The 17,301-nt window shown below is 44.4% G+C and carries 16 protein-coding genes and 1 tRNA gene; 9 read left to right on the plus strand and 8 right to left on the minus strand.

The window, feature by feature from the left end; all coding sequences use genetic code 11:
- Nucleotides 1–146 precede the first annotated feature (146 nt).
- Nucleotides 147–1,133 (plus strand): SAM-dependent methyltransferase, encoded by a 987-nt coding sequence (locus tag D0X99_RS07840; RefSeq protein WP_119477125.1) that lies wholly within the window; start codon nucleotides 147–149, stop codon nucleotides 1,131–1,133.
- An 82-nt stretch (nucleotides 1,134–1,215) separates the two neighbouring features.
- On the opposite strand, the gene D0X99_RS07845 is transcribed toward D0X99_RS07840, so the two are convergent.
- From D0X99_RS07845 to D0X99_RS07870, 6 genes are all read right to left on the minus strand, one after another.
- Complete coding sequence (locus tag D0X99_RS07845; protein WP_147392205.1) at nucleotides 1,216–1,785, minus strand: hypothetical protein; 570 nt, start codon at nucleotides 1,783–1,785, stop codon at nucleotides 1,216–1,218.
- A gap of 443 nt (nucleotides 1,786–2,228) precedes the next feature.
- Nucleotides 2,229–2,708 carry a DUF4252 domain-containing protein gene (locus tag D0X99_RS07850; protein WP_119477127.1) on the minus strand — a complete coding sequence of 160 codons (480 nt, stop codon included), beginning with the start codon at nucleotides 2,706–2,708 and terminating at the stop codon, nucleotides 2,229–2,231.
- Nucleotides 2,709–2,764: 56 nt separating this feature from the next.
- Complete coding sequence (locus D0X99_RS07855; protein WP_119477128.1) at nucleotides 2,765–3,310, minus strand: DUF4252 domain-containing protein; 546 nt, start codon at nucleotides 3,308–3,310, stop codon at nucleotides 2,765–2,767.
- On the minus strand, nucleotides 3,307–3,744 hold the full coding sequence (locus D0X99_RS07860) for a hypothetical protein (protein ID WP_119477129.1): 438 nt from the start codon (nucleotides 3,742–3,744) through the stop codon (nucleotides 3,307–3,309). Before D0X99_RS07860 ends, D0X99_RS07855 begins: the two co-directional genes overlap by 4 nt.
- Nucleotides 3,741–4,232, minus strand: coding sequence for an RNA polymerase sigma factor (locus D0X99_RS07865; protein ID WP_119477130.1), 492 nt, complete (start codon nucleotides 4,230–4,232; stop codon nucleotides 3,741–3,743). Before D0X99_RS07865 ends, D0X99_RS07860 begins: the two co-directional genes overlap by 4 nt.
- Before the next feature lie 280 nt (nucleotides 4,233–4,512).
- Nucleotides 4,513–4,585, minus strand: a tRNA-Phe gene (locus D0X99_RS07870).
- A gap of 103 nt (nucleotides 4,586–4,688) precedes the next feature.
- Between D0X99_RS07870 and D0X99_RS07875 the strand changes: the two genes are divergently transcribed.
- The 4 genes from D0X99_RS07875 (at nucleotide 4,689) to D0X99_RS07890 (ending at nucleotide 9,432) form a co-directional block, all read left to right on the plus strand.
- A complete protein-coding gene (locus D0X99_RS07875) occupies nucleotides 4,689–6,023 on the plus strand; it encodes a 4Fe-4S dicluster domain-containing protein (protein WP_119477131.1) in 1,335 nt (444 codons plus the stop codon).
- A gap of 81 nt (nucleotides 6,024–6,104) precedes the next feature.
- Nucleotides 6,105–6,896, plus strand: coding sequence for a (Fe-S)-binding protein (locus D0X99_RS07880; protein WP_119477132.1), 792 nt, complete (start codon nucleotides 6,105–6,107; stop codon nucleotides 6,894–6,896).
- A gap of 75 nt (nucleotides 6,897–6,971) precedes the next feature.
- Nucleotides 6,972–7,460 carry a hypothetical protein gene (locus D0X99_RS07885; RefSeq protein WP_119477133.1) on the plus strand — a complete coding sequence of 163 codons (489 nt, stop codon included), beginning with the start codon at nucleotides 6,972–6,974 and terminating at the stop codon, nucleotides 7,458–7,460.
- A 37-nt stretch (nucleotides 7,461–7,497) separates the two neighbouring features.
- Complete coding sequence (locus D0X99_RS07890; RefSeq protein ID WP_119477134.1) at nucleotides 7,498–9,432, plus strand: OmpA family protein; 1,935 nt, start codon at nucleotides 7,498–7,500, stop codon at nucleotides 9,430–9,432.
- Nucleotides 9,433–9,570: 138 nt separating this feature from the next.
- Here D0X99_RS07890 and D0X99_RS07895 read toward each other — a convergent pair whose 3' ends face one another.
- On the minus strand, nucleotides 9,571–12,513 hold the full coding sequence (locus D0X99_RS07895; RefSeq protein WP_394336578.1) for a glycoside hydrolase family 3 N-terminal domain-containing protein: 2,943 nt from the start codon (nucleotides 12,511–12,513) through the stop codon (nucleotides 9,571–9,573).
- Nucleotides 12,514–12,769: 256 nt separating this feature from the next.
- Here D0X99_RS07895 and D0X99_RS07905 point away from each other — a divergent pair, with 256 nt between their 5' ends.
- Genes D0X99_RS07905 through D0X99_RS07920 form a run of 4 tightly spaced genes read left to right on the plus strand, consistent with a single transcriptional unit; the run spans nucleotide 12,770 to nucleotide 16,750 of the window.
- The gene (locus D0X99_RS07905; protein WP_147392206.1) at nucleotides 12,770–13,186 is read left to right on the plus strand and encodes a hypothetical protein; all 417 of its coding nucleotides are present in this window, start codon (nucleotides 12,770–12,772) and stop codon (nucleotides 13,184–13,186) included.
- Entirely contained in the window at nucleotides 13,179–15,020 is a 1,842-nt protein-coding gene (gene mutL, locus D0X99_RS07910) for a DNA mismatch repair endonuclease MutL (protein ID WP_119477137.1), read from the plus strand. Before D0X99_RS07905 ends, mutL begins: the two co-directional genes overlap by 8 nt.
- Before the next feature lies 1 nt (nucleotide 15,021).
- Nucleotides 15,022–15,813: a rhomboid family intramembrane serine protease gene (locus D0X99_RS07915; RefSeq protein WP_119477138.1), complete on the plus strand. Its 792-nt coding sequence runs from the start codon at nucleotides 15,022–15,024 to the stop codon at nucleotides 15,811–15,813.
- Nucleotide 15,814: 1 nt separating this feature from the next.
- Nucleotides 15,815–16,750 carry a rhomboid family protein gene (locus D0X99_RS07920; RefSeq protein ID WP_119477139.1) on the plus strand — a complete coding sequence of 312 codons (936 nt, stop codon included), beginning with the start codon at nucleotides 15,815–15,817 and terminating at the stop codon, nucleotides 16,748–16,750.
- Between the two features lie 33 nt (nucleotides 16,751–16,783).
- On the opposite strand, the gene D0X99_RS07925 is transcribed toward D0X99_RS07920, so the two are convergent.
- On the minus strand, nucleotides 16,784–17,257 hold the full coding sequence (locus D0X99_RS07925; RefSeq protein WP_119477140.1) for a porin family protein: 474 nt from the start codon (nucleotides 17,255–17,257) through the stop codon (nucleotides 16,784–16,786).
- Nucleotides 17,258–17,301: the final 44 nt, after the last annotated feature.

The following is a 17,301-nucleotide window of genomic DNA, read 5'->3' on the forward strand; positions in this document are numbered from 1 at the left end:
CGGGGCTTTTTTATGTCCTATATCATAGAAAGACTCCATTTTCAGTTAGGTGTTTTTTATTAAAAACAGAATAGGTAAATTATAAAAAGTCTTGATTTTCAGGATATTATTTCTGCCTAGAAAAATTTAACCTAAAAAACATCCCCATGGAAAAAGAAGTATTGGAACAAGGAACTGTAGCCGGGACCTGGCAAGGTTCCAGTCTCAGTGAACGTGAAGGTCAGGAATGGAATAAGAAAAAGGAAATGGACTTTACTTATACCAACATTGACAAATTCATCCGATCCAGCCTTGGTGAAAACGCCATTTTCAGCAATGCCATGTACAACGGAGACTACACCCTGTCGCTCGAGGATGCTCAGGTTAAAAAACATGAGTTTGTGACAAAATCACTGGGTATCAAAAAAGGTAGCAAAGTTCTGGACTTGGGATGCGGATGGGGTGGCTGGCTGAAATACCTGAAAGATGTGGTCGGAGCGGAAGGAATCGGAGTAAATCTATCCGATGGTCAGGTTAAAGCCTGTAGGGAAAATGGCCTGACTGCCTACATCAAAGACGCGCGATTTATCAAACCTGAAGATTTTGGGACATTTGATGCCATTACCGCATTCGGAAGTTTTGAGCATGTCGCGTCGGTTAAGGATTACCTGAACGGAAAACAGGATGAAGTCTATGATGATTACTTCAGACATGTGTCTAAACTGCTCAATCCGGGAGGGAAGTTTTACATGCAGAGCATGGTCTTCGAAAAAAACATGATCCCTTTTGAGGAAATCGACATCAATTCCCCCAAGGATTCGGATAGTTACATCATTGCACTTTTGCTCAAGCATAATCCCGACTCGTGGATTGCCTATGGTCACGAGCACATCATCCGAACTGCCAGTCCATATTTCAAAAACACTTTTTACAGTGATGGAAGGCTTGATTACATCAAGACCAACCGGGAATGGACCAAGCGATTCTATAAATTCAATCTCAAAAAGTACTTATGGTTCGCTTCTTTGATTCCAAAATTAATTACGGATAAAGAATTTCGCCATCAACTCTCCATCCTCAGAGTCCGGCCCAACCGGGTTTGCTTCGAACGGGAAATCATGGGGCATGCTCGATTGGTTTTTGAGAAAATTTGAAAAAAAAATTCATGATTGAGATGAAAAAACAAAACCACTGCCGAGGCGCCTCAGCAGTGGTTTTTGATCTTAGTTGGTTTAATTATCGGGCAGAAGCGTACGCCTCGTAACCAGTTGAAGTGGTCACTTTGAAGCTGATTGCCTCAGGAGAACCTGGCTTTTCGATAGTGTAAACTTTGTGAAGTCCCTGAGGATTGTCTACCAGTTCAGTGTGGATCAGTTTGTCTCCATCATAGATTTGGACAGTTACATCTTTCGCTTCCAAGTTGGACACCAACAGTCGGTATTGATTTTCGCCCATTTGGGTTACTCTTGAAAATACAGCCGGTTTGGTTTTTTCTTCGGTGTTGAAAGTTGCTGTTCTCAAAGTGCCATTCACATCAGATACCTCAATAGAATACTCACCTACAGGAAGCGCATTTAGATCATATCGTTTTGCAAATGCTTCCGTCTTGGTGATTCGGTCACGAAGGACCAATCTGTCTTCAGCATCGGTAATCTTCACGGTCACTGTTCCCTGAGGTGCAGTAGCTACGGCCACTGTTACTTTAGCAGGTTCAGTTTGTCTGATTTCCACAGACTTCTCATCGTTGTAAGCAAACGCTCCTGTTGCAATCCCTGCAACAAAAAGCATGGACATAATTTTTCTCATTTTACTAGTTGGTTTAAATAGGTTTTGATTTTGTTGTAACCACAGGATGGACAAGTTCCACCAGGGGGCGATTTTGGGCTACAGGGTCTTCGATGCAATTCGAATTACTCTACAAAGCTAGATAACGGATTCATAATTGCAAAAGTTTTAACAAAACATTAAAAAATTTTTTAAAACGGTAATAAAAATAAGAATAATTGAAAATAATATAATTACTGCCCGTTATCGATTGCGAAACTCATTTTGTAAGGGGGAATCCCTTTAATGCAGAATAAAATTTTAATAACCAGAGAAATATATTATAAATGTGATTACATGAAATTGATTTTTGCATGTTTCGCAATCGATTGTAGAAGTTCAGAATAGATTGGAATTTTTTTGATTGCAAACAAAAAAGCCCGGATCTACCGGGCTTTTGTAGGAATTATTTGAAATCTAATTTCTCAATTTATCTGGGCAGTGGCCTTTGCTACGGCTTCCTGAGCGAATTTTCCTTTTAGTTCTACCACCATCAAGTCACCTTCTTCCTCATCTCCTACCAAGATTACCAAATCTGAAATTACCAATGAGCCTTTAGAATAGACCATAACTCCCCCTTTGCCTTCGGAAGCTTCCATCAGCAGATCGTAACGCTCTTTTTCCAATCCTTTCTGTAGCGCTTTGAATTCTGCATAACTGTCAGCGTCTTCCGGAATGGTAAAAAAATTCAATTTTTCGATTGATTTAGCCACGGTCTCCAATTCATCTTCATCAATGTCTATATTGAAGCCTTCAGCAAAGTCCAGAAAGTTGCCTCCAAGTTCAAGGTTGAAAAAATCCTCGTTGGCTTCATACTTCTGTTTAAGTGTTGCCACGCTTTTGCTTTGTGCCTGAGCAGTGATGACCAAGGCCAAAAAGGTAAGTGTTAAAATGAGCTTATTCATTTGTTGGATGGGTTTAGGTTTAGTTTTCAAAATATAATTTCTGTTGATAAAGAGTTCTATTTCGGTCCTTTGGGTCCCTTCGATCCTTTTCCATATTGGTCCATTCCTGGGATATCGGTTTTTTCGGCAAGCATATTCAAGTCCTCGTAGGTAAAGTTTCCAATCATGGATAAGAGTGTAAAGGATTGGGTGTCGCCGGAAACCATGGTCAGTTCCTTGACCAAACCACCTTCTTCCCGAACCATGAACTTCAAGCTGGTTCCTTTGTCCTGGACGTCCATCAGTTCTTCATAGGAGTTTTTATTCAATGTCCCCATGGCTTCGCGGTAAAGGGTCATCCCATCTACTTCCTCAGAAGAAAGAATGCGGATACCCTTGATTTTGGAAATCAGTTTTCCAAGTTCTTCTGCATCTGCGTCTCCTTCTGCATTATTTTTCAGGAAACCTCCAGCCATCTGCATCATTTTGGGTGAGATGTAGACCCGGGAAAAGCGTTCGTCTTCCATGTATTTGGAGAAAAATTTCTGAATGGCATCATCCTGAGCAAAACCGGATAAGGTCAATCCGGTCATCAGAACTAAAATTGCTAGGGCTTTTTTCATTGTTTCGTCGGTTTATTCAGTTGGAATAGCTGGTTCGTAGTGTTTAAATATTTCAGATCCTTGAGGGGCTCCATTTGTTCCTGTCCTTTGGAAAGGTTGGTTTGGATTAGAGCGAGCGCTTCCATGACTTCTTCATAGGCTTCTTTTTCAGCCTGTTTTTGCTCATAGACTCTCCAGCTCCAAAAACTTCCCACCAAAATTGCCACTGAGGCTGCCCAGCTGATCCATCGAGGATTGAGCTTTCTAAGCTTGGAATCCGGCAAAGTCAGATGCTGCGGCTCCTCAGCTTGGAAATTTTCCAAGGCTTTGAAGAGTGATTTTTCCTGCTCAAAACCTTCCGAATTGCGCAGAAGATCTCGGAGTTCTTTTTCCTCTTCAAGAGTGGTCTCGGCATCCCAATATTTATCCAGTAATTCTTTTATTCTTTCCTTCATGGGGTAATTCCTTGGTTGATTAATTTTTCCCGGATGGTCTTCCTAGCCCTGTGAAGATTCACTTTGACCTGATCAAGACTGATCTCCAGTTGATTGGCAATTTCTTCATAACTCATTTCCTCGATTTCCCGCAAATGGAAGATTTCCCGTTGTTTTTCCGGAAGGCGATCGACCAAACTGAAAATAAGTTGGTGTGATTCTCCCGATTCCATGGTATTTGGATCCAATTGCGCCGGTTCCTCCATTTTCTCCAGACCATCGAGCCGACTGTTCGAACGGTGGTGCATCAGCACTTCGTTTTTCAGGCTTTTGATCATCCATCCTGTCAGGTTGGGATGAGATTGGAGTTCCGTTTGACGCTCCACAGATTTGGTGAAGACATTTTGCAAGACATCCTCGGCCAGGGATCTATCCCTTATCCAGAGATAGACCAGCCGGTAAAGTTTGCCTCTCATCGGCCAGATGTGCGACTCGAAAAATGACTTCATTCTTGAGGATGATGCAGTAGGGAAGGAAATGTTACACCTTTCCCCCGAAAAAAGTGAAATAATTTTTAACCTGCCTCAAACCTCCGGAAGAATGAAGTGTTCCAATTGACGAGGAAGATCAAAAAAGAGAGCCTAATCCTTAGATTCAATTTAAATTCGAATCAAAAAATAGTATGCATGCAGACTATTTTATATTTTGCACAGGTCAAAAAAATCCCAATGAACCTCGAGTTGTTGACATATGGACAAAAAAAATCCCGATCCGTGGGGATCGGGAGGGTGGTGATAAGTGGACTCGAACCACCGACTCACGGATTTTCAGTCCGATGCTCTACCAACTGAGCTATATCACCGACTCGTAAAGTGATGCAAAGGTAGAAAAATGACTATTCGATACAAACCCTTTCCGGAAAAAAATCAGGACATAAACCCAAATAAAACGCTAATCTGATCAATATGAGCATTTTACCACAACTCGCATTTGTGCTTATTTTAGGTGCTGCGGGTTTTATTTTGACTAAAAGGATCAAATTTCTCCGAAGAAATATTCTCTTGGGAAAAGCTGAAACCCGAAATGACCAACACGAAAATCGTTGGAAAACCATGCTGCTGGTGGCTTTGGGACAGCAGAAAATGTTTAAGCGCATCGTTCCTGCATTCCTGCACCTTTTGATCTATGTAGGTTTCCTGGTAATCAATCTTGAAGTCCTGGAGTTTGTCTTGGATGGCATATTAGGTACTCATCGCCTATTTGCCCCATTCCTTGGTTCTCTATATACCGTTGCGATCAACGTTTTTGAGTTTTTGGCAGTAGCTGTTTTGGTGTCCTGTGTTGCATTCCTGATCCGTCGAAACGTGATGAAGGTGGAACGTTTCAACAAGCCTGAGTTGAAGGGCTGGCCTGCGCTGGATGCCAACACCATCCTGGTAGTGGAGATTATTCTGATGTTTGCAATTTTGACCATGAATGCCACGGATCAAATTTTGGCTTCCAGAGGTGATGAACATTACCCGGCATTGGGAACTTTGTTTTTCAGCAATTTGATCCGCCCGCTTTTTGAGGGGATGTCAGATGGGGCATTGGTATTCATCGAGCGATTTGCCTGGTGGTTTCATATTGTTGGGATTTTGGCATTTGCCGTTTATGTGACTTATTCCAAGCATCTCCACATCTTTTTGGCTTTCCCGAATACCTGGTATTCCAACCTGAAGCCCAAAGGCGAAATCAGAAACATGCCTGAAGTAACCAACGAAGTGAATATGATGTTGGGAATCGCATCTGAAAATCCGTCAGCACCTCCTGCCGAAATCGGTCGCTTTGGAGCCAAAGACGTCAATGATCTCAGTTGGATCAATGTGCTCAATGCCTATTCCTGTACCGAGTGTGGCCGATGCACTTCCGAATGTCCTGCAAACCTGACCGGGAAAAAGCTTTCTCCGAGAAAGATTATGATGGATGTGCGTGACCGTGCCGAAGAAGTGGGCAAAAGCCTTGACGCAGGTGGACCTGGATTCGAGGATGGAAAATCACTTCTAGGAGACTATATCACCAAGGAAGAGATCAACGCCTGCACCACCTGCAATGCCTGTGTGGAAGCGTGTCCGGTCAATATTGACCCGCTTTCGATCATCCTCCAGCTTCGTAGGTATGTGGCGATGGAGGAGTCCGGTACCCCAGCACAATGGAACTCCATGTTTCAAAATATGGAGACTAGCTTTTCCCCATGGAAGTTCAGTCCTTCCGATCGGTTCAACTGGTCCGAAAAAGTAAAAGAAGAAGAAATGAAGTAAATGGCCAATGCCGGTTGATCGAGGAGATTATTTTCTCCGTTTTGGTCTTTCATTTTGTGTCTAATGTCTAAAACCTGAAAAATGTCAACATATAAAGTTCCCACCATGGCCGAAATGGCCTCGAATGGTCAAAGTCCCGAAGTCTTGTTTTGGGTAGGATGTGCCGGTTCTTTTGATGAGCGATACAAAGCTGTTACGCAGGCTTTTGTGAAAATATTGAATAAAGTTGGGGTGAGTTTTGCCGTTTTGGGTCCGGAAGAAACCTGTACTGGTGACCCAGCCCGAAGAGCCGGTAATGAGTTTCTTTTCCAGATGCAGGCCGTCGCCAACATCCAGGTGATGAATGCCTATGAGGTCAAAAAAGTAGTGACAGCCTGTCCCCATTGCTTCAATACGATCAAAAATGAGTACCCTGCATTAGGCGGAAATTATGAAGTCATTCACCACTCCCAGTTTCTCCAGCAGCTGATCAATGAAGGCAAAGTCCGACTTCAGGGTGGAGGCGAATTCAAAGGAAAAAAAATCACCTTTCACGACTCCTGCTACCTCGGTCGCGCCAATGACGTGTATGAAGCCCCTCGGGAAGTGATCAAGGCGCTCGATGTGGAACTAGTCGAGATGAAGCGGTGTAAGACCAAGGGATTGTGTTGTGGCGCCGGCGGAGCCCAGATGTTTAAGGAGCCTGAGCAGGGCAAAAAGGACATCAATATCGAGCGGACTGAGGAGGCTTTGGCCACAGGAGCACAGGCGATCGCAGTCGGTTGCCCTTTTTGCCTGACGATGATGACCGACGGCGTGAAAAACAAGGAGCGTGAAGCGGACGTCAAAGTCTATGATTTGGCAGAAATGATCGCCAAAGACATGGGGATTTAATTTCCTGATTTGAATCAATTAAGCCCTTTTTGCCGTTATGCAGAAAGGGTTTTTCTTTGTCAGACAAACACGACTATGTACTTACCATTTGATCAGATGCCAGATTATTCCCGGGTTTGGGTGTACCAGGCAGACCAAAGATTCACTGAAGCCGAAGAGAAAATTGTCCGTGAAAGGATGGGAAGATTTTGTGAGGGCTGGAATACTCACGGTAACCTGATGCCGACCTCTTTTGAAATCATTGAAAATCAGATTCTTGTCTTGGCCGTGGATGAAAGCAAACTCGGAGCAAGCGGATGCTCAATAGACAGTTCTGTTCGGACTTTGAGGGAGCTTGAGGACCTTCTCCAAATCAACCTGACCGATCAGGGTAAAATCAGCCTGAAAAAATCTACCGGTGAACTTCGGGTAATTCCCGCCTTGGGAGTGAAGGCACGGGTGAACTCAGGTGAAATAGATACTGAAACTGAAGTGATCAATCCTTTGATTCACATCAAAGCCGACCTTAAAAATCTCTGGCAACCCGTCCGAAATAGCTGGCTGAACAAATATTTTCCAAATTAATTAGTAATATTCCGTACTGACCGACAATCGCCTTTCGATGAAACAGCATTTTTTTTGGATATCTGCCTATTTTCTTTTGATTCTTGGAAGCTGTAAAAGCTTGCAGGAAAAAGGAAATGACCAATTCCTATCTGGGCAATACCAATATGCCATTAATACCTACACCCAGATCTTGAGCGGAGATTCTTCCAACCTGGAGGCAAATCGGGTGATCGCAGAAAGTTATCGGCTTTCCAACCGGATCGAAAAATCCGAACCGTACTACAAACAATTAGTCGAAAAAGAGCCCTCCTTTGATGCTTACTTTTTCTTGGGACAAAGCTTAAAAGCCCAACAGAAGAATGCCGAGGCAAAGGAAGCTTTTGAAAAAGGGAAGGGATACACTTCCGATGAAGCCCTTCTAGCCCGCAATCAGCGTGAAATTGAAGCAATCAAACTTGCAGAAGGAATAGAAAATTACTGGCCCAAACATGAATTGGTCAATTACAAAGAACTGAATACTCCAGGAGCGGATTATGCTCCGGTCTTAAGTGAGGATTTTCTGTATTTCACTTCTGGAAGACAAGCCTCCGGAATTTATCCAGCCACAGGAACTCCCTATACCAAGCTTTTCCGCGCTAGAGCTGATGGATTAAAAGTGGATGTGGGAGCAGTGCAGGCTTTGCCGGAATTCAAAAATGAAGAAGGACTCAATCAGGCTGCAATCGCCATCAGTCCCGATGGAAATACGATTATTTATGCCCGGGGAAATTCGACCTCTTCCAAAGATCTTCCGGATGTGGCCCTATTTGTTTCCTATTTCCGTGGTGCAGGTTTTACTCAGCCGATATGGATGCCGGTCAATGAGGACGAAACGTGGTGGAATTCCACACCGGCTTTCAGCCCGGATGGCTCTGAGCTTTATTTTGCTTCAAACCGGCCTGGAGGTTTTGGCGGGATAGATATTTGGAAAGCTACCCGACTTGCCAACAGTGATTTTGGCAATCCCGTGAATTTGGGTCCAACCATTAATACCCCAGGGAATGAAATGTTCCCAAGATTGGCAGCTGATGGCAAGTTTTTCTTTTCTTCCGACGGACATCCAGGTTATGGAAAGTTGGATTTGTTTGTTGCTGAAAAAAATGAATCCGGAACACAAGTCATTAGGAATCTAGGTCAAAACATCAACAGCAAGGCTGATGACTTCGGTATTTTCTTTACCGAGTATCCTAAGGCAGGTTTTATTTCTTCGAATCGTGAAGATGGAGTGGGGGATGACGATATCTACTTTTTCGAGGATAAAACACCCAAGCCGAAAATTGTGAATGTACTCCTGAATGTTTACACCAAAGAAGCCAAAGCCGATGGTACCCAAGCAGTCCTTCCTCAAACTCGAGTTGTATTGTACGGATCGGATAACAAGCAGCAAGGCGGGGACTTTTCCAATACCAACGGTCGGGTGAGATTCACCATGGCACCGGATTCGGATTACACCATCATTGCCTCTAGAGGCGGATATTTCTCCAAATCCATTCCTTACACTACCAAAGGAAAAACTCCAGACCCTACTACTCTGGTTCAGGAAGTGACCAACATCACCTTGGATACGACCATCGTGCTGGATCAGCTGATTTTGGAAAAAGCCATCGTGCTTGAAAATATTTACTACGATTTGGATAAAGCTGAAATCCGTCCGGATGCGGCTGTGGAGTTGGATAAGCTGGTGAAAATCCTTGCAGACAACCCTGCCATCCGAATTGAATTGAGTTCGCATACTGACTCCCGTTCCAGCGATGCCTACAACTTGGATCTTTCCCAGCGCAGAGCACAGTCAGCGGTTGATTACATGGTTTCCAAAGGAATAGCGGCTGACCGATTGGTTGCAAAAGGCTACGGTGAAACTCAACTGATCATCAAAGACGCAAAGACAGAAGAGGAACATCAGACCAACCGCCGAACTGAGTTTAAAGTGATTGAGATCAGAGAGCAATGATTTGAAAATTTTTCTTGATAAAAAAGGCCTTCCGAAATCAGATTTCGGAAGGCCTTTTTGTTTCAGTTGGCTGGTGATAAGTTGGAAGAGCTTGTGAAAAGGGAGTGTTTTCCCTTATTGATTTTCCCTTTATGGATTTTACTTTTCCATTGATTCATAGATGATATCATGGATTTTGGTTCGGATTCCTTCTTCCAAGAGCTTGTTGTTTTCTGCCTCTGGATAAACTCGGTTGGAAAGGAAGACATAGACCAATTGGTTTTCCGGGTCTGCCCAGACACAGGTTCCGGTAAATCCGGTATGGCCAAAGGTGCTTTTTGGAGCGAGTTTGCTGGCTGAACCTCCTTTACCAACTTCGGGCTCAGGCTTATCCCATCCCCAACCGCGACGGCTCAGGCTGGATTGTCGTTTGGTAAATGCCTCTACCGTCTCGGGTTTGTAAAGGGTAATATCTCCATAGGTGCCTTTGTTGAGCATCAGCTGCATCATTACAGCCAAGTCATTGGCAGTGCCAAAAAGCCCGGCATGACCGGCGACTCCTCCATACATCGCTGCTCCCGGATCATGGACATATCCTTGGATCTGACGCTTGCGGAATGCCACATCGTTTTCTGTTGGAGCAATTTTCTCCAAAGGAATTTTTAAAAATGGATTGAAAGTCAGCGTATTCAGTCCAAGCGGGGCGTAAAAATTCTGATCCAAAAACTCATCCAAGGGCTGATTGACGATCCGCTCGATCACAGCCTGCATGAAGTACATGGTTAGATCCGAATAGACGTATTTGTTCGGTTTGGGAAGTAATTCAGACTGAACTGTCCAATTCCAAATGCTATCCCGGAGTGCATCGATCCCATACATGTCATTGGCAACAGGCCGGGTAAACCCGGGCTGAGGGGTAGGTTTGTAGAAATCTCCCCTCCATTGACCGGATTGGACAGTTTTGACATAGTGAGGGATAAATGCTTTTAACCCTGCCTCGTGAGCCATTACGTCTTTCAGAACAAGATTGGCTTTATTGGTCCCTTTCAGTTCCGGTAAGTAATTCACCAGAGTTTTGTTCATATCGAGCTCGCCCCGACTATGCAAGAACATGGCCGCCTGGGTAGTGGCAAGCACTTTGGTCACCGAGGCCAAGTCGTAAATAGTTTCCTGAGAAACAGGAGCGCTTTTGCTGTAATCCAAATATCCGTAAGATCTTTCAAAGACAACTTTTCCGGCCTTGACCACCAGGACATTTGCTCCCGGAGCAGCCTGAATTTGAATCATCCGGTTGGCTACTTCGTCTATTTTTTCCAATACCTCACTGTTCATTCCCACGCTTTCGGGAGTGCCATAGGAAAGTCTGTTAGCATCAGGAAGGTATCCGCCTACTCCGTGGGAATATTCTCCACTGACCGTAACCGGCAGAATCCCTTGGCTAGGACGTCCGCCAAAAAGTACCTGAGGTGCCAGTTTTTGGGTTTCGGTAGAATTCTCATAAGCTAAAACTACATTTCCAAAACCTTCCAGAGCCTTCGCTCCATAGGCATTCCCAAAAAGAACAACAGTTAATTTCTGCCTTGCTTCGAGATTTCGAAGCAAGGCAATATCTCCCGGAGCGATACCAAAAGCTCGCTGTGGATTATTGGATACACCCATCAGTCCGACAATTACGACATCATAATCCTCAAGCTGTTTCATGAGGTTATAATGGACGGATTCTGATTCGGCCTTTGGAATGTGGAAATGATCAACCTTGGTGTAGTTATTCAAGAATTTACTGAATTCTGTTCCTTCATCCCCAATCGTCAAGCTTGCAAACCTCTTCAAGTCCAGGTTTTGGAATGGGAGTAAGTCATCCTTGTTTGACGCCACTGTGATCGACTCGGAATAGAGCTTTTCAATTACTTCCCGGGTTTTCGGTGTATTGAGCCGGTCTGCGATTCTGTAGGTGTCTATGGGCTTGTAGTGATCAAGTCCTGCCCAATATTTCGCTTTAAGCACTTTTTTTACACGACGGTTGATCTCATTTTCTGAAATCAATCCTCTTTCCACGGCCTCTTTGATCAGGACTTTAGCTTTGGGAACATCCTGTGAGTACAACAGGACATCATTTCCGGCAAGAAGTGCCTTTAGATCCACCTCCCCAGGTTTGCTGAAATTGGCAACACCCCGCATGTTGAGTGCATCAGTGAAAATTAATCCTTGAAAGTTCATGCGTTTTTGAAGCAAGTCCGTCACCACGGGCTTGGAAAGGCTGGTTGGAATGTTTGCGCCTTGATCCAAACTCGGGACATTCAGGTGGGCTACCATCACGGACATGAGGTCTTCCCTGAACAATTCCTGATATGGATAGAGATCAATTTCCCAGATTCTTTTTTCGGGATGATTGATCACTGGTAGGTCATGATGGCTGTCTGTTTCGGTATCTCCATGGCCGGGGAAGTGCTTGGCATTTGCCATCACCCCGTTGTCCTGAAGTCCTTTCATGTAGGCCACGGCCCGTTTGGTGACCATTTCTTTATTTTCCCCAAAGGCCCGATAGCCGATGACCGGATTTTCAGGGTTGGAGTTCACATCAACAACCGGTGCAAAGTTGATATGCATGCCAAGTTCTTTAAACTGACGGGCGATTTCAGCTCCCATTTCATAGATTAAATTGGGATTTTGGATGGCTCCCAACGTCATGGCTTTGGGAAAGTTTGGCACCGAATCCAACCGCATTCCGATGCCCCATTCGGCATCCATGGCAATTAATAAGGGAGTTTTAGCCTGTGCTTGGTAGTAATTGGTCAATCGAGCCTGACGGTTTGGCCCACCCTGAAAAAAGATCAAACCTCCAAGGTTTTCATTTTTGACCAATTCACTGATCTCATCTACATGACGTTGGTCTTTGTTGGAGTAGGCTGCTACCATAAAAAGCTGCCCGAGCCGGTCTTCGAAACTGAGGGATTGAAAAACGCTGTCCACCCAGTTTTCCTGGCTCATCCTGTCCTCCGCGATTAGGGGATCTTCATTGGCTACAAAGGGGTCAACTTTTCCTGAAGAAAACAATCCCAGCAAAATCAGAAAAGAAAACAGACTCCAATGCTTTTTGTCCACGACAGAGATCAATTTTTAATCCTTAACTTTCAAAATATATTTGCAAGTGCGGCCGAAGTGATTACTTCCAAAAGTCCCTGGCCGCTTCAGTGCATTGGATAAAGGGACTTTAAACTGAATATAGTAAAGATTGGGCAACATTGATTGGGATTTAAGGTTAAAAACGTAAAAAAGTGTTTTGCGGTATTTACTTTCCTTAAAGACTCCAATATTTCCTTCAGGATATAGGACCCTACCAAAAATCAAACAGTAAATCATGAAATTACCCTCCCTCTTTCGCACCGCTTCGCACATGCGATTTGATATTAAGCCTAGGTATTACGATCCGATCAAAGAGGAAATCGAAGAAAGAACTTCGCGTATCAAGTATGAACTGGAGCAGGAAGGCCTTCTGAACAAATCGGAAAACGAAGGTGATGGGATTGAAAAGCGAAAAGGTCTAGGAAGTGGCATCCGTGGTTCGTTTGCCCAACGTGGCATGAAGCCTAAAAGCACCAGCATGATTAGTGCCTCATCGGTTATCAGGACCTTGCTTTTTTTCGGTATGGTAATAGGCGTTTTTGGGTATATCTACCTAGGGCCGGAAATTTTTAATTACATGCTTTATGCAGTTGCTGTCATTGGAGGAGGGTATTATTTGTTCAGGTTTTTAAAAAGAAGTAAAGATGAGTGACATCATCCAGCTTCTTCCTGATGCAATAGCCAATCAAATTGCAGCCGGGGAAGTCGTTCAGCGTCCAGCGTCAGCACTCAAAGAACTTTTGGAAAATGCCGTGGATGCAGGGGCAACTTCCATTCAGGTGGTAGTCAAAGAGGCTGGAAAACTGTTGATCCAAGTCATTGACAACGGGAAAGGAATGTCTCCTACCGATGCCAGAATGAGCTTCGAGCGGCACGCTACTTCCAAAATCCGTACTTCTCAGGACCTGTTTGCCATTCGTACTTTTGGTTTTCGGGGGGAAGCATTAGCCTCCATTGCAGCGGTAGCTCAGGTGGAACTCAAGACCCGACAGGCCGAGTCTGAACTGGGAACTTTGATCCAAATCGAAGGATCTGAGGTGAAAAAGCAAGAGCCTGTGGCTGCTCCCGTGGGCACTTCTGTCTCCATGAAAAATCTCTTTTTCAACGTTCCTGCCAGACGGAATTTTTTGAAATCAAATCCTGTCGAAATGCGCCACATCGTGGATGAGTTCCAGCGAGTGGCTTTGTCTTATCCGGAAATTGCATTTTCGCTTTTCCAACAGGATCTGGAAGTATTCAATCTTCCAGCAGGTAAACTAAGTCAACGGATTGTAGGTCTTTTTGGAAAAACTTACCAAGGCCAATTGGTTCCCTGTGAGGAAGACACCCCTCATGTCAATATCAAAGGCTACATCGGAAAGCCCGAGCATGCCAAAAAAACAAGAGGGGAGCAGTTTTTCTTCGTCAATAATCGATACATCAAAAGCAGCTACCTCCACCATGCAGTTAGTTCTGCTTTTGAAGGGCTGATCCAAAATGATCAGCATCCGTTTTATGTACTTTTCCTCGAAATAGATCCTGCCCACATCGATATCAATGTCCATCCTACTAAGACCGAAATCAAGTTTGATGACGAGCGGACGGTATATGCAGTGATCCGTTCGGCTGTCAAGCAAGCTTTGGGGGCCCATCATGTGACGCCTGCAATTGATTTTAGTGTCGATGTCAATTTTCAGGAAAACTGGACTTCCAATCCCGATACTAAAGCACAGGTTGATCGGGAGTATAGTTATAAAACCTTCAATACTCCTGAGTTTAAAAGAGCTTCTGTTTCGGGCTGGGAGAGGCTTTTCGAAGGCACTTTCAATCCGGCACCGATCCTCACTCCACCCGCTGAGGAGGAGCAGGATATTTTGACTTTTCCAAGTCGTGCTTCTGCGGATGAGCCCAGATTTATGATCCAGCCCCAGGAGGCCGAAGTCACTGGGACTACTTTTCAGGTGGAGTTGAGCTACATCGTGGCTCAGATGTCTACGGGATTATTGATTCTTGATCAGCAGTCGGCACATGAGCGGATCCTGTATGAGCGGTACTACCGTCAGCTCCAATCTGCTCAGGGTGCATCTCAACAGTGCCTTTTCCCGCCTACTGTGCATTTGAATCCTTCAGATTTTGCTTTGGTGATGGATATGTTGCCAGAATTGCACAGTTTGGGATTTGTGGTGGAGGAGTTTGGGACGAATACCGTTCTCATTCAGGGAGTACCTGCTGATGTGCAGGTGAAAAACGAAAAGGAACTCTTCGAAGGCTTGTTGGAGCAGTTCAAGAATTTTCGGAATGAGCTTTCGTTAGAAAAAAGAGAAAATCTTGCGCGATCCATTTCCCGTAGATCTTCTATTAAAAAAGGCCAAAAGTTAAATTCACAGGAAATGGAAACGTTGGTTGGGCAGTTATTTGCTTGCCAAAATCCAAACTATTCCCCCGGCGGGAACAAAACTTTCGTGAAATTGGATTTAAATAGCATTCACTCTTTCTTCGGAAAATAGCATGTTTAGAAATATCACCCCGGTCGTACAAAATCTCCTGCTGATCAACATCGTCGTTTTTGTGGTGGCGAATTTTGCGATGCCGGTTTTAAATGAATGGTTCGCGCTTTACTACATCCAAAGCCCTCTGTTCAAACCCTTTCAGTTTTTGACCTATATGTTTATGCATGCCGATTTTTGGCATTTGTTCAGCAACATGTTTGGTCTTCTGATCTTTGGGCCCTTGCTGGAGCAATTTTTGGGACCAAAGAAGCTGTTCACCCTTTGGATGGTCTGTGGAGTAGGAGCTGGAGTGCTATATTCCGGCTATTCCATGTACCAATATAAAAGTCTCGAGGAGAAAGTACTGACTTTTGAAGCCAACCCCGATCCGGAATATTTCAACAGGCTTGTACTGGAGAACAGAGGGTATTTCGATCCTGCGGTATTTGATTTTGTGGATCAGTTTAGTAGAAACCCGGAGGATCCGATGTTTATCGAGCGGGCAGAGAAGACTCTTGTTGCCATCCTTCAGCTCCATGCCAATCAGCCCATGGTGGGTGCATCGGGTGCTTTGTTTGGGATTTTGGTCGCCTTTGCGATGCTGTTTCCCAATACCCAGCTTTTCCTTTTGTTTCCTCCCATGCCGGTAAAGGCGAAATATTTAGTGCTTTTTTACGGCCTTTATACCGTATACAACGTATTGCTCAACAGTCCTACGGACAATGTGGCCCACTTTGCCCATTTGAGTGGCTTGGTGATAGGGGCTGCATTGGTTTATAATTGGAAAAAAGACAGAAACACCTTCTATTGATATGTACGGTAGCTTTTGGGAAAACCTGAGAAATGCCTTCCGGCACAGCGACAACAGCCTTTTCAAGCTGATTGCGATAAACATCTTGGTGTTTTTCGTCCTGTTGGTTGTTCGCGTTCTATTGACTATCAGCGGGCTTGGCGATATCTATAAGGCTGCCCTGGGTTATTTAATGATGCCTGCTTCTTTACCCAAGCTCGCCACTCAGCCATGGACTGTTTTTACTTATATGTTTTTGCACGAAGGGGTTTTTCATATCCTCTTCAATATGCTGTTCTTGTATTGGTTCGGCATGCTAATTCACCAATATCTTGGCAGTAGAAAACTTGCAAACTTGTATGTTTTAGGCGGGATATTCGGTGCAGTATTTTATGTTTTGATCTATAATCTGGCTCCTTATTTCAGCGGATCGGTGGATACATCCATGATGCTGGGAGCCAGCGCCGGTGTTTTTGCTGTGGTGGTTGGAGCAGCTACTCTGAGCCCTAATACCACGTTTTTTCTGTTGCTGCTAGGTCCGGTCAGGATTGTGTACATCGCAGCATTTTATGTGATTTTGTCCTTTGCCAATTCGATCGGAGACAATGCCGGGGGGGAAATCGCCCATTTGGGAGGTGCGCTTTTAGGCTATCTCTACATTGTCCAACTCCGAAAAGGAGTGGACTGGGGAGTACCTGTCCAGAAGGTTGGGATTTTCTTTGAAAACCTTTTTAGCCGAAACAAAAGCAAAGTAAAAGTCAGCTACCGAAAGGCTAAAACTGAGTCTTCGGGAGGTTTTGGTGGGTTTTCAACTAAATCCAGTTCGACCGCAGTTCCAAAGAGCCCGGAAACCACTCAGGAGGAAATCGACCGGATTCTGGATAAAATTGCTGAAAAAGGCTACGATGCCCTCAGCAAAGAAGAGAAGCGTAAATTGTTTGAGTTTAGTAAGAAGTAGGTCTTGGATCGCGTACTCAGCTTTTTTCAATTCTTATTTGAAAGGGAAAGCGAACCCAAGTTTGATTCCTGCTTCTTGTGGCTGCTGACTTTGAAATTTAATCTCTGAGCTAAGTCCCACCCAATCCGTCAGAGGAATGTAAGCACCCACCCCAAAATTTGCACCTACGTAATCCCTTCTGGTTCCCGGGTCACCGGGTGCGGTATTCTGAAAGGACTGGCTGTATCCTGCCATCACATATACTTGAGAGGCTCCTTCTGTCAGGTAATACCTCAGATCAAAGCTAAAATTACTGGCATTCCCAACCTCCGGATAGAGCCTGGTGTAGCTTGGCATCAGGGCAAATCGATCTGCAAAAAAGTATTCCAATCCGCCTCCGACTCCAAAATAATCAAATTTCAACCCATAGAATCCTGTGGCATGAATCCTGAAATCACCCTGATCCTGAGCATTTGTAATTGAAGCCACTCCACTTAATAATAAAAGAATCAGCAGGGCCTTTTTCATATGATTGTTTTGATTTTTTCTTTTTAGTCAGAAAAAGATAGTAG

Origin of the sequence: Algoriphagus lacus, from assembly GCF_003583985.1 — a bacterium.
GTDB classification, from domain to species: Bacteria; Bacteroidota; Bacteroidia; order Cytophagales; family Cyclobacteriaceae; genus Algoriphagus; species Algoriphagus lacus.

Excerpts from the sequence above, each read along its gene's own strand:
- D0X99_RS07840 (WP_119477125.1), top strand. The coding sequence starts at position 147 with ATGGAAAAAGAAGTATTGGAACAAGGAACTGTAGCCGGGACCTGGCAA.
- D0X99_RS07845 (WP_147392205.1), bottom strand. The coding sequence starts at position 1,785 with ATGAGAAAAATTATGTCCATGCTTTTTGTTGCAGGGATTGCAACAGGA.
- D0X99_RS07850 (WP_119477127.1), bottom strand. The coding sequence starts at position 2,708 with ATGAATAAGCTCATTTTAACACTTACCTTTTTGGCCTTGGTCATCACT.
- D0X99_RS07855 (WP_119477128.1), bottom strand. The coding sequence starts at position 3,310 with ATGAAAAAAGCCCTAGCAATTTTAGTTCTGATGACCGGATTGACCTTA.
- D0X99_RS07860 (WP_119477129.1), bottom strand. The coding sequence starts at position 3,744 with ATGAAGGAAAGAATAAAAGAATTACTGGATAAATATTGGGATGCCGAG.
- D0X99_RS07865 (WP_119477130.1), bottom strand. The coding sequence starts at position 4,232 with ATGAAGTCATTTTTCGAGTCGCACATCTGGCCGATGAGAGGCAAACTT.
- D0X99_RS07875 (WP_119477131.1), top strand. The coding sequence starts at position 4,689 with ATGAGCATTTTACCACAACTCGCATTTGTGCTTATTTTAGGTGCTGCG.
- D0X99_RS07880 (WP_119477132.1), top strand. The coding sequence starts at position 6,105 with ATGTCAACATATAAAGTTCCCACCATGGCCGAAATGGCCTCGAATGGT.
- D0X99_RS07885 (WP_119477133.1), top strand. The coding sequence starts at position 6,972 with ATGTACTTACCATTTGATCAGATGCCAGATTATTCCCGGGTTTGGGTG.
- D0X99_RS07890 (WP_119477134.1), top strand. The coding sequence starts at position 7,498 with ATGAAACAGCATTTTTTTTGGATATCTGCCTATTTTCTTTTGATTCTT.
- D0X99_RS07905 (WP_147392206.1), top strand. The coding sequence starts at position 12,770 with ATGAAATTACCCTCCCTCTTTCGCACCGCTTCGCACATGCGATTTGAT.
- mutL (WP_119477137.1), top strand. The coding sequence starts at position 13,179 with ATGAGTGACATCATCCAGCTTCTTCCTGATGCAATAGCCAATCAAATT.
- D0X99_RS07915 (WP_119477138.1), top strand. The coding sequence starts at position 15,022 with ATGTTTAGAAATATCACCCCGGTCGTACAAAATCTCCTGCTGATCAAC.
- D0X99_RS07920 (WP_119477139.1), top strand. The coding sequence starts at position 15,815 with ATGTACGGTAGCTTTTGGGAAAACCTGAGAAATGCCTTCCGGCACAGC.
- D0X99_RS07925 (WP_119477140.1), bottom strand. The coding sequence starts at position 17,257 with ATGAAAAAGGCCCTGCTGATTCTTTTATTATTAAGTGGAGTGGCTTCA.